Below are 11,257 nucleotides of genomic sequence, written 5' to 3' on the forward strand. Positions count from 1 at the left end.
GGCGCCGCCCCGCGGCGCGGCGCCGCGCCCCAACGCATCCAGTCAGAGAGCGGTGAGTTCTCGCACCCTCGCGGCCACATCCCCAACCGCCACCGACTCGGTCTCCCCCGTCGCCCGGTGAGTCAGCTCCAGCGCCCCCGCCTGAACCCCCCGCGACCCGACCGTCACCCGATACGGGATCCCGATCAACTCGACGTCCTTGAACTTCACGCCCGGCCGCTCGGCCCGATCGTCGAGCAGCACGTCGACCCCCGCTGCCTGCAACTCCTCGTACAAACGCTCGGCCGCCGCCACCGTCGCCTCGTCCTTACCGACCACGACCACCGCCACCGAGAACGGCGCCACACTCACCGGCCAGACGATCCCCGACTCGTCGTGGTGCGACTCCACCACCGCCGCCAGCGCCCGCTCGACCCCGATCCCATACGACCCCATGATCGGCGTCACCCGTGTGCTGTCCGCCCCGAGCACGGTCAGATCCAGCGCCTCGCTGTACTTGTAACCGAGCTTGAAAATGTGCCCGACCTCGATCGTCCGCAGCACCTCCAGCGCGGTCCCGCACACCGAGCACGGCTCGCCGGCGACGACCTCGCGCAGGTCCACCCACTCCCCGACCGCGATGTCCCGAGCCACGTCCACCCCACGCAGGTGCACCTCGTCCACGTTCGCGCCGGTGAACATGTTGGTGCGGCCCTGCAGCGCCCGGTCGGCGAGGATCCGCGGCCCCGACACTCCGACCGCCCCGAGGCTCCCCGGCAGCGCCCCGAGCGCCTCGCGGATCTCGTCCGGATGCGCCGGCCGCGCTTCGCGCGCGCCCGTGGCGTCCAAGAGCTTCTGTTCGACCAGGCCGTGGTCGCCGCGCAGGAGCACGAGCGTCAGCTCGTCGTCGAGAACGTAGATCAAGGTCTTGATCTGACGGTCGGCCGGCGCGCCGAAGCCGTCGGCGAGGTCCGCGATCGTGCGGACGCCCGGCGTCGGGAACTGCTCCGGAGCGTCCGGACCTACCTCGTCCGACGCGTCCGCCAGACGCGAGGTGGCCTTCTCGACGTTCGCGGCGTAGCCGCAGGAGGGACAGCGGACGATCAGGTCCTCACCGGCCGAGGACGGACACATGAACTCGACGGACGCGCTTCCCCCCATACTTCCGGACGACGCCTGGACCGCGACCGCCGGAATCCCGAGGCGGGCGAAGATGCGCTCGTAGGCGGCCTGCTGGGCGTCGAACGCGGTGTCCAGTCCGGACGCGTCGAGGTCGAAGCTGTAGGCGTCCTTCATCGTGAACTCGCGGACCCTGATGAGCCCGCTCTTCGGCCGCGGCTCGTCCCGGAACTTGGTCTGGAACTGGTACCACATCTGGGGCAGGTCGCGGTACGAGCGCAGCTCCAGCGCGAGCGTCGTGAAGATCTCCTCGTGGGTCATGCCGAGCGCGATGTCGGCGCCCTTGCGGTCGCGCAGGCGGAACATCTCGTCGCCCATGACGTCCCAGCGGCCGGTCTTCTGCCAGATCTCGGCCGGGTGCATGGCCGGGAGGGAGAACTCCTGGGCGCCGATGCGGGTCATCTCGTCGCGGATGACGTCGACGATCTTGGTCCGCACGCGGACGGCCAGCGGCAGCAGCGTGTAGTGACCGGCCATCAGCTGCCGGATGTAGCCCGCGCGCAGCAGTAGCCGGTGGCTGACCGCATCCGCGTCCGCGGGGTCTTCACGCAACGTGGGTACGTACAACCGCGACCAACGCACCGAAATCTCACCTTCGCTCGAACCTGGTGCTGCTGAGAGTAGTCGCGGAGGTGGGTGGCCAGCGCTACTAGGGTGAGCGGCCGGTACGGATGGGGAGTTGTCGTATGCGGGCGGTCTTATCGGCAGTGATTCTGTTGTTCGTGGGGTTGGGGCTGCTGGGTTGGGGTGGGTGGAACCTGGTCGCCAGTACGACCGGGGAGAAGACCACGGCGGTGGTCGAGCAGTGCACGACGACGTATGGGCGAAAGGGACGTTCGCACACGACGTGTACCGGGTCGTGGGAGGAGAACGGGGTCTCGCAGCGCGGCCAGATCGACGGGGTCGGCGACGACGACGAGGGCAAGTCGGTCGTGGTGCGGGTGCACGACGGGGAGGCTTATTCGTTCAGCTGGGCCGGGATTCTGGTGCCGGCGTTCGTCGGGTTGTTCATGCTGGCCGGGTCGCTGGTCTGGGCCGTCGCCGCGACCAGAGGCCGCAAGCCCCACCCGCCCGCGCCTCACCCGGGTGCGCCGTATCCGCCGCACCCCTACCCGGGCAGCCCGCACCCAGGCGCGGGTTACGCGCCCTGGCCCAACCAACCGCAGCGCCCGACCCCGCCGCCCTACCCGCCCCCGAACCACCCACCGCGCTAGAGCACCGACAACCCAGCCAACTCCTCGAAAACCCCCACCACCTCCGCCCGGACGTCCTCCCGCAACCGCACCAACCCCACCTCCACCGGCCCCAACCCCTCGATAGGCACGAACCCGACCCCCGGCTGCCGATACTGATCAGCCACGAACCCCGAAGTGATCGCCATCCCCCGCCCAGCCGCCACGAACGCACACATCTCCTCCACCGTCCGAACCGCCGGCCCCACCACGACCAACCCCGCCCGCGGCTCCCCCAACCAGAACCCCCGATCCACCCCCACCCCCGGATCCAGGATCGGCTCACCCGCGATGTCGTCCACCGTCACCGACGCCCGCCCGGCCAGCCGATGTCCCCCGGGAAACACCGCGACCCGCGGCGCCCGAGCCAGCCCCACCACCGCGTACTCCGCCGCCGCCCACCCCACCGGGTACTGCAGAAACGCCAGATCCACCCGCCCCGACACCAGCGAAGCGTGATCGTCACCCCACTCCACCTGCACCGGGAACACCTCGACGCCGGGTATCGCGAGCGCGGCCCGGGTCAGCGCCCGCGGCGTACTGGAGGCGAATCCGATCGCGACCCGCACCGTGTCCACGGCGTGCCCGGCCCGCCGGGCCCGGCTCTCGGCCCGGTCGACCGCGTCGAGGATGCCCCGCGCGTCGGCGACGAGCGTCGCTCCGGCCGGCGTCAGCAGCAGCCCCGTCCCCGGGTTCTGCTTGTTGCGGACGAACAGCGTGCAGTCGAGTTCCCGCTCGAGCCGCGCGATGCTCTGGCTCAGCGCCGGCTGCGAGATGCCGAGTCGCACCGCGGCCACCGTGAAGCTGCGAGCCTCCGCAACCCCGACCAGGTGTCGCAATTGCCGCAGGTCCACCCGTCACCCTGTTAATTCTTCGTGGCGGAAAACCGGCGGAGACCGCCGGACCGGCAGGTTATCGATCGAGCTTATAACGACAGTGACCGAGCCTATTTGCCGCGGCCGCGGAGCGCGGCCGAGACTCCGGTCATGCCTCGCGACCTGGTCGGACTTCCGAAGGTGCACGTCCACGTGCACCTCGACGGTTCGTATCCGCTGACGGCGGTCCGCGCGCTCGCCGGCCCCGCCTTCGAGGTCCCGACGAGCTTCCCCGACGTCTGGTCGTTCTTCGACGCCTACGGAACCGTCCCTCCGCTGGTCCGGACCGTGGACGACCTGGCCACGCTGTGCCGGGCCCTGGTCCGGGCCGAAGCGGCCAACGGCGTGCTGTTCCTCGAGCCCGCGATCGAGCCCCAGCTCTACGCGCCCCGGCTGGGTTCGCTCGAAACCGTGACGCGCGCGATCGTCGACGCCCTGCAGCGGGCGGGCGACGAGGCCGGCATCCAGGTCGGCGCCAACCTCACGGTCAACACCGACCAGGACCTCCCGATCGCCGACGAACTCGCCAGAATCGCCGCGAAACTGGACGGCATCACCGCCTTCGGCACCGCGGGATTCGTCGAACCGGCCGGCCTCGGTCGTTTCGCCGGCGCGGCCGCACGCGCTCGCGACGCCGGGCTCCAAATCGTCGCCCATGCCGGGCAGACCGGCGGACCGGACAGCGTTCGGGAAGCCCTGGACGACCTCGGGGCGACCCGCCTGTCCCACGGCATCCGATCCGTGGAGGATCCCGCCCTCCTGGCCCGGCTGTCCGACGAGCAGGTCGTCTGCGACGTGGCGCCGGTCTCCAACGTCCGTCTCGGGATCGTCCCGACGCTCGCCGTCCACCCGGCCCCGGCCCTGGTCGCCGCCGGCGTGCCGGTGACGCTCAACGCCGACGACGAGCTCTGGTTCGGCCACAGCGTCGTCGACCAGTACCGGATCGCCCGCGAGGAGTGGGGCCTGTCCGACGCCGAGCTCGCCGGCATCGCGCGGGCCGGCCTGCTGATCCACGGCCTGAACGAGGACACCCGGCAGCGCTACCTGAACGCACTCGACGATTGGCTGGACTAACCTCGTGAAACAGATCATTCTCGGCGCCTTCGAGATCAACGGCGTCAATCTGACCAGCCAGGGCGTCTGGGCCCATCCGGAGCAGCAGACCTACCGCTACAAGGAGCTCCGGTACTGGATCGAGCTGGCCCAGCTGCTCGAACGGGGTTACTTCGACTTCCTGTTCCTGGCCGATTCGTACGGATATCCGGTGCTCTACGGCACCACGCCGACCGTCGCGTTCGAGCAGGCGGTCGAGATCCCGAAGAACGACCCGATGCTGCTCATCCCCGCGCTCGCGGCCGCGACCAGCGACCTCAGCTTCGCGGTCACGTCCTCCACGACGTTCGAGCACCCCTACGCCAACGCCCGTCGCTTCGCGACGCTCGACCACCTGACCGACGGTCGGATCGCCTGGAACGTGGTGACGACCAGCAGCGCGGTGGTTTCCGAACTATTCGGACGCGACGCCGTGCCGCACGATCGCCGCTACGCCATGGCCCAGGACTACCTCGACCTCAGTTACCAGCTGTTCGAGGGCTCGTGGGAAGACGGGTCGGTGGTCGCCGACAAGGCGGCCCGGCTCTATGCCGACCCGGTCAAGATTCACCCGATCGCCCACGACGGGCCATTCTTCCGCTCGGCCGGCTACTTCAACTGCGAGCCCTCGCCGCAGCGCACGCCGGTGCTCGCCCAGGCCGGGGCGTCGGAGTCCGGCCGGGCGTTCGCAGCGGCCAACGCCGAGCTCGTCTTCCTGCAGGGCAAGGACGCCGGCATGCTCCGCGACCAGGTCTCCGACCTGCGCCGACGAGCGGTTGCGGCGGGCCGGGGGCCTTCCTCGGTGAAAGCCGTCGCGGGATTGTCGGTGGTGACTGCTAGAACGAAATCCGAGGCCGAGGCCAAGCTCGAGAGCTACCTCGCGTACGTCGATCCGGACGCTGCGCGGGTGTACTACGCGAGCATGACCGGCGTCGACCTCGCCGCACTCGACCCGGATGCGTCGTTCGCCGACGTGCGCACCGACGGCGGTCGCACCCAGGTCGAGCGCTACCGCAACAACACGGTGCGGGAGGCCACCGCCGACTTCCTGCGCCGGGGCATGCGCGAGTTCATCCTGGTCGGCACCCCCGAGCAGGTAGCCGACGAGATCGGCCAGCTGGTGTCCGACACCGGGCTGGACGGTTTCAACTACACCCCGTTCGTTTCGCCAGGTTCGTACCGGGAGTTCGTCGATGACGTCGTCCCCGTGCTGCAGCGTCGCGGCCTGCTGAAGTCCGAGTATTCGCCCGGAACGTTCCGGGACCGCCTGTTCGGGCACGCTCGCGTGCCGGAAACGCATCCGGCGGCCCGGTTCCGTTTCTCGGCTTCGCGCGCATAATCCGTTCACGCCGTCAACTGCGTCTGAGGGAACCTCCATGAGCGATACAGCCTTGAGCGTCGAGGTGAACGGCATCAACCAGATCTCGGAGGCCGAGCGGAAAGGCAGACCGCGCGACCTCTTCTGGCCCTGGTTCGCGGCCAACGTCTCGGTGCTCGCGGTCGCCTACGGCTCGTACGTCCTCGGCTTCGGGCTCTCGCTCGGCCAGGCCGTGTTCGTCGGCGTCGTCGGTATCGCGCTGTCCAACGCGCTCGTCGGCGTCATCGCGATCGCCGGCAAGCGCGGCTCGGCCCCGACGATGACGCTGACCCGGGCCGCGTTCGGCGTCCGGGGCAGCCGGCTGCCGTCGCTGATCTCCTGGCTGCTCACGGTGGGCTGGGAGACGTCGCTGGCGGTGGTGGCGGTGCTCGCGACCGCGACGATCTTCGACCGCCTCGGCGCCGGCGGCGGCACCGCGACGAAGCTGCTCGCGCTCATCGTGATCGTGGCGCTGATCGCGGTCGGCGGGGCGCTCGGCTTCAACCTCATCATGCGGGCCCAGAAGTGGATCACCTGGATCGCCGGCGTGCTGACCGTCGTCTACATGGTCTTCGCGGCGGACGAGATCGACTTCGGGAAGCTGGGCGACCTGCCCGGCGGTTCCACCGCCGCGGTGGTGGGCGCGCTGGTCTTCACGATGACCGGGTTCGGGCTGGGCTGGGTGAACGCGGCCGCCGACTACTCGCGCTACCTGCCGCGGTCGTCGTCGACCGGCGGCGTGGTCTGGTGGACCGCGTTCGGCGCGTCGCTGGCCCCGGCGGTGCTGCTGCTGTTCGGCATCCTGCTGGCCGGTTCGTCCGACACGTTGAACAAGTCGATCTCGGCCGACCCGGTCGGCGCGCTCACGACGATCCTGCCGACGTGGTTCCTGCTGCCGTTCGCGGTCGTGACGATCCTCGGGCTGGTCGCCGGCGCGGTCATGGACGTGTACTCGTCCGGGTTGGCGCTGCTCAACGTGGGCCTGAAGGTCCCGCGCTGGGTGGCCGTCTGCATCGACTCGACGCTGATGCTGATCGGCTCGATCTACGTGGTGTTCTTCGCGAACGACTTCCTCGGGCCGTTCCAGGGCTTCCTGATCACGCTGGGCGTGCCGATCGCGGCCTGGTGCGGCATCTTCATCGCCGACATCCTGCTGCGCAAGCGCGACTACGCCGAGGCCGAGCTGTTCACGCCGTCCGGGCGGTACGGCGACATCCGCTGGGCGTCGGTGCTGCTGGTCGTCGTCGGTTCGGTCGTCGGCTGGGGCCTGGTGACGAACACGATGGCCTCCTGGCTCGACTGGCAGGGCTACTTCCTCGGCGCGATCGGCGGCAAGTCGGGCGACTGGGCGTTCGCGAATCTCGGCGTCATCGTCTCGTTGGCGATCGGATTCGTCGGGTACCTGGTGCTCGGGCGAGGTGCAGTGCGCTCCCAGGAGGCGGCGGACGCTGTGGAAGGCTCGCCGCGAACCACTGCGCAACCTGAGGGTGTGAATTGATGAGTTACCAGGCTGACGACGCCCGGTACGAGAAGCTGCCGTACCGGCGCACGGGCCGCAGCGGCCTGAAGCTGCCCGCGGTCTCGCTCGGGCTCTGGCAGAACTTCGGTGACGAGAACCCGCTGGCCACGCAGCGAGCGATCCTCCGGCGGGCGTTCGATCTCGGGGTCACGCACATCGACCTCGCGAACAACTACGGCCCGCCCTACGGCTCCGCCGAGATCAACTTCGGCCGCATCTTCGCCGAGGACTTCAAGCCGTACCGCGACGAGCTCGTCATCTCGACGAAGGCCGGGTACGACATGTGGCCCGGGCCGTACGGGGAGTGGGGGTCGCGGAAGTACGTTCTCGCGAGCCTCGACCAGTCGCTGGAGCGGATGGGGATCGACTACGTCGACATCTTCTACTCGCACCGGTTCGACCCGGAGACGCCGCTCGAGGAGACGATGGGCGCGCTCCACACCGCGGTCACGTCCGGCCGCGCGCTCTACGCGGGTATCTCCAGCTACTCGCCGGAGCGCACCGCCGAGGCGGCCCAGATCCTGCGCGAGCTGGGCACGCCGCTGCTGATCCATCAGCCGTCGTACTCGATGCTCAACCGCTGGATCGAGCCCGAGCTGCTCGACACGCTCGGCGACCTGGGCGTCGGGTGCATCGCGTTCTCGCCGCTGGCGCAGGGGCTGCTCACGTCGCGGTACCTCGACGGCATCCCGGCCGACTCGCGCGTGGCCCGGGAAGGATCGGCGACGTCGTCGATGCTGACCGACGACGTGCTCGCGCGGATCCGGTCGCTGAACGAGCTCGCGTCCCGGCGCGGCCAGTCGCTGGCCCAGCTGGCGCTGTCCTGGGCGCTGCGCGACGAGCGGGTGACGTCGGTGCTGATCGGCGCGTCGAGCGTCGCCCAGCTCGAAGACAACCTGGCCTCGACGCAGAACCTCGAGTTCACCGACGACGAGCTGGCCGAGATCGACAAGTACGCGGTCGAGTCCGGCATCGACCTCTGGCGCACCTCCTCCGAGGGGTAAGCCCGCCCGCGGCGGCGCTACGGCGCTTGAACCGAGCGCCGGTGCGCCGCCGCGGCGTCCACCACCGCCACCAGGAACCGGTGCGCGACCTCGACGTCCTCGGCCGAGAACTGCTGCACGACCTCGAGAATGCGCTCCTGCAGCGGCCCGAAGAACTCCCGGGCCAGCGCCATTCCGTCCTCGTCGTAGTGCAGGTACACCCGCCGCCGGTCGGCGCCCTCGCGCACCCGCCGCAGGTGCCCCAGCGTCTCCAGCCGGTCGATCACCGCGGTCGTCGCGCCGGACGACAGCCCAAGCGCCGCTCCGAGCAGGCCGGGCGTCAACGGCGAGCCGCGGCCCTCGGCGTCCATGACCTCGATCAGCGCCTGCAGGTCGGTGGCGTGCAGGCCGTGCAGCTCGGCGAACGCCTGGCTGACGAGACGCGCCTCGATGAAATACCGCCGGAGCTCGCGTCCGAGCTCCCGCGTGCGCTCCCGGTCGTCCACGAGTTGCAGACTACTGCGCCGTCCCTAAACTCTCGATCATCAAGAGACTCGGCGATCGAGAGAAGTAGACATGACCGACCTAGTCACCGGGCGCCGATCGGCGTGGCTGCTCCTCCTGTTGGCGATCCTGCTGTCGGGAGCGATCGTCGCCCTGGGCGGCAGCGCCGAGACCAGCAACGAGCCGACCGCGAGCCTCCCGTCCTCGGCCGAGTCGGCGAAGGTCGCCGAGCTGCAGAAACGGCTTCCGAGCGGCCAGACCAACCCGGCGCTGATCCTTTACACCCGCGACGGTGAGCCGCTCACCAACGCCGACCGCGCGAAGATCGCAGCGGACGCTCAGGCGATGCGAGCCGGCAGCCCGCCGATCTACTCCCCCGAGCGCACCGCTGCGCTGCTCGCCGTCCCACTCCCCGCTGACCTCGACAACGACGTCGTCATCGACCGGGTCGAGAAGCTCCGGCAGCAAGCCCGAGCGGACCAGCCGGACGGTCTCACCGCCCAGGTCACCGGCGGCGCCGGCTTCCGCGCCGACATCGCGTCGTCGTTCAGCGGCGCGAACGTCAAGCTGCTGACCGTCACCGCGCTGGTCGTCGCCGCGCTCCTGCTGATCACCTACCGCAGCCCCGTGCTCTGGCTGGTCCCGCTGGCCGTCGTCGGCGCCGCGGACGTAGTCGCCGGGTCGGTGATCGCGCTGGTCTCGAGGGCGACCGGCCTACACGTCGACCCGTCCACGACCGGAATCGTCGACGTCCTGGTCTTCGGCGCGGGCACCGACTACGCGCTGCTGCTCATCGCCCGCTACCGCGAGGAGCTCCGGCGCACCGACGACCGCCGAGCCGCGATGCGCCGGGCATTGAGGTCCGGCGGCGGCGCGATCGCGGCCAGCGCGGTCACCGTCACGCTGAGCCTGCTCACGCTGGCGCTGGCCGTCCTGGAGAACGACCGCGCGATCGGCCTGGCCGGCGCGATCGGCATCGTCGTGGCGGCGACGTTCGGACTCGTCGTGCTGCCCGCCGCCCTGGTCGTCTGCGGCCGCGGACTGTTCTGGCCGTTCGTCCCGCGCCCGGGCGACCCCGACAAGTCCCGGACCGGCGCCTGGGCGAAGGTCGCCCACGGCGTCGCCCGCCGGCCGGTCGCGGTGGTCGCGCTCTCGGTCGTGCTGCTGGGCGTGCTGTCGGCCGGCGTAGTCGATGCCCGGCTCGGCTTGAGCCAGACCGAACAGTTCCGGGTGCAGGCCGAGTCGGTCGACGGCCTGGAGGCGCTCAGCCGCTACTACCCGGCCGGCGCCACCGATCCGGTCGCGATCCTGACGGAACCGGCCAAAGCCGCCGAGGTCACCGAACTGGTTCGCACCACCCCCGGCGTCGCGTCGGTGCGGCCGGGCGAAGCGAACGGGCCGGTGACCGAAATCGACGTGGTCCTGGACGCGGCCCCGGCCACCGCCGAGAGCTACGACGCGATCCGAGCGCTGCGCGACCGGGTCGGACCAACCGGCGCGCTGGTCGGCGGCTCGGTCGCGACCGAACTCGACACCCGCGAAGCCGCGATCCGCGACCTGAAGGTCATCGTCCCGCTGGTCCTGGGCGTGGTGTTGATCGTGCTGGTGGTCCTTTTGCACGGCGCGATCGTCGCGCCGCTGCTGCTGATGCTCACGGTCGTGGCGACGTTCTTCGCCGCGCTCGGCGCCAGCGTGTTCCTGTTCGTGCACGTCCTGGGCTACCCGGCGCTGGACACGGTGGTCCCGCTGCTCGCGTTCCTGTTCCTGGTCGCGCTCGGCGTCGACTACAACATCTTCCTGGTGACCCGCGCCCGCGAGGAAGCGCTGCGGGCCGGCACGCGCGAAGGCATCACGACCGCGGTCGCGGTCACCGGCGGCGTCATCACGAGCGCCGGTGTGTTGCTGGCGGCCGTGTTCGCGGTGCTGGGCGTGCTGCCGCTGATCACGCTCACCGAGATCGGGGTGATCGTCGGAATTGGCGTGCTGCTCGACACTCTGCTGGTGCGGACCGTGCTGGTGCCGGCGTTGGTGGTCCTGCTGGACCGCCGGTTCTGGTGGCCCAGCGGTCTGTCGCGGCCGGCTTCGTCGGCTGAGGTCGGAGACGTTTGATTTACGCCTGCCGGGCGCGCGCCGGTTGCTTCCGCGACCGAGGTGCGCCTGGCCGGCCGAGCCGTTCCGCTCGCCGGAGCGGGTTGCGGGCCCACCCTCGCTTGCTGGGGGTATGCCGGGCTCAGCGCGGCGTTCCGCGCCGTGGGTGGGTGGGTGGGCCGCGGGTCGTGTCCTCCTGACGAGCCGAAGCTTCTCAGGCCGTGCGCCGGGGCGCAGCCGTGCGCCGAGGCCCGACCGAAGGAGGTCGGGGTCCGGATACGGAAACGCAGCGTGTGCGGAGCCGTGGCCCGTGGGCGGAAGCGCGGCGGGCGCGGAGCGCAGAGCGCGGAGCCCGGCGCGCGCGGGGCGCGGAGCGCGCGGGGCGCGGAGCGGTCGACCGGATCTGTGACCCGTCGGGCCGTGGTAGTCGCCGCCGCGGACGCGCTCGA

General features: G+C 70.5%; 9 protein-coding genes. 6 read left to right on the forward strand and 3 right to left on the reverse strand.

From position 1 onward, the window contains the following. Positions 1-42: 42 nt before the first annotated feature. On the reverse strand, positions 43-1,740 hold the full coding sequence (locus FL583_RS39590; RefSeq protein WP_142710068.1) for a proline--tRNA ligase: 1,698 nt from the start codon (positions 1,738-1,740) through the stop codon (positions 43-45). A 104-nt stretch (positions 1,741-1,844) separates the two neighbouring features. Here FL583_RS39590 and FL583_RS39595 point away from each other — a divergent pair, with 104 nt between their 5' ends. Next, positions 1,845-2,372: a hypothetical protein gene (locus FL583_RS39595; RefSeq protein WP_142710069.1), complete on the forward strand. Its 528-nt coding sequence runs from the start codon at positions 1,845-1,847 to the stop codon at positions 2,370-2,372. Here the strand turns inward: FL583_RS39595 and FL583_RS39600 are convergent. Further along, positions 2,369-3,244, reverse strand: coding sequence for a LysR family transcriptional regulator (locus FL583_RS39600; protein WP_142710070.1), 876 nt, complete (start codon positions 3,242-3,244; stop codon positions 2,369-2,371). The two genes, FL583_RS39595 and FL583_RS39600, sit on opposite strands and share 4 nt — an antisense overlap. Positions 3,245-3,376: 132 nt before the next feature. On the opposite strand from FL583_RS39600, the gene FL583_RS39605 reads away from it, so the two are divergent. Genes FL583_RS39605 through mgrA form a run of 4 tightly spaced genes read left to right on the forward strand, consistent with a single transcriptional unit; the run spans position 3,377 to position 8,237 of the window. Beyond that, positions 3,377-4,339: an adenosine deaminase family protein gene (locus FL583_RS39605; RefSeq protein ID WP_142710071.1), complete on the forward strand. Its 963-nt coding sequence runs from the start codon at positions 3,377-3,379 to the stop codon at positions 4,337-4,339. 4 nt (positions 4,340-4,343) lie between these two features. Beyond that, a complete protein-coding gene (locus FL583_RS39610) occupies positions 4,344-5,696 on the forward strand; it encodes an NtaA/DmoA family FMN-dependent monooxygenase (RefSeq protein ID WP_170324114.1) in 1,353 nt (450 codons plus the stop codon). Positions 5,697-5,733: 37 nt separating this feature from the next. Next, positions 5,734-7,212, forward strand: a complete 1,479-nt coding sequence (locus FL583_RS39615; protein WP_142710073.1) for a purine-cytosine permease family protein — start codon at positions 5,734-5,736, stop codon at positions 7,210-7,212. Further along, positions 7,212-8,237, forward strand: a complete 1,026-nt coding sequence (gene mgrA, locus FL583_RS39620; RefSeq protein WP_142710074.1) for an L-glyceraldehyde 3-phosphate reductase — start codon at positions 7,212-7,214, stop codon at positions 8,235-8,237. Before FL583_RS39615 ends, mgrA begins: the two co-directional genes overlap by 1 nt. Before the next feature lie 17 nt (positions 8,238-8,254). Here the strand turns inward: mgrA and FL583_RS39625 are convergent, their stop codons facing one another. After that, positions 8,255-8,722, reverse strand: coding sequence for a MarR family winged helix-turn-helix transcriptional regulator (locus tag FL583_RS39625; protein WP_205752874.1), 468 nt, complete (start codon positions 8,720-8,722; stop codon positions 8,255-8,257). Positions 8,723-8,792: 70 nt separating this feature from the next. On the opposite strand from FL583_RS39625, the gene FL583_RS39630 reads away from it, so the two are divergent. After that, positions 8,793-10,829 (forward strand): MMPL family transporter, encoded by a 2,037-nt coding sequence (locus tag FL583_RS39630; RefSeq protein WP_142710076.1) that lies wholly within the window; start codon positions 8,793-8,795, stop codon positions 10,827-10,829. The last annotated feature ends 428 nt before the right edge of the window (positions 10,830-11,257 follow it).

The organism is Cryptosporangium phraense (assembly GCF_006912135.1).
Classification (GTDB): domain Bacteria; phylum Actinomycetota; class Actinomycetes; order Mycobacteriales; family Cryptosporangiaceae; genus Cryptosporangium; species Cryptosporangium phraense.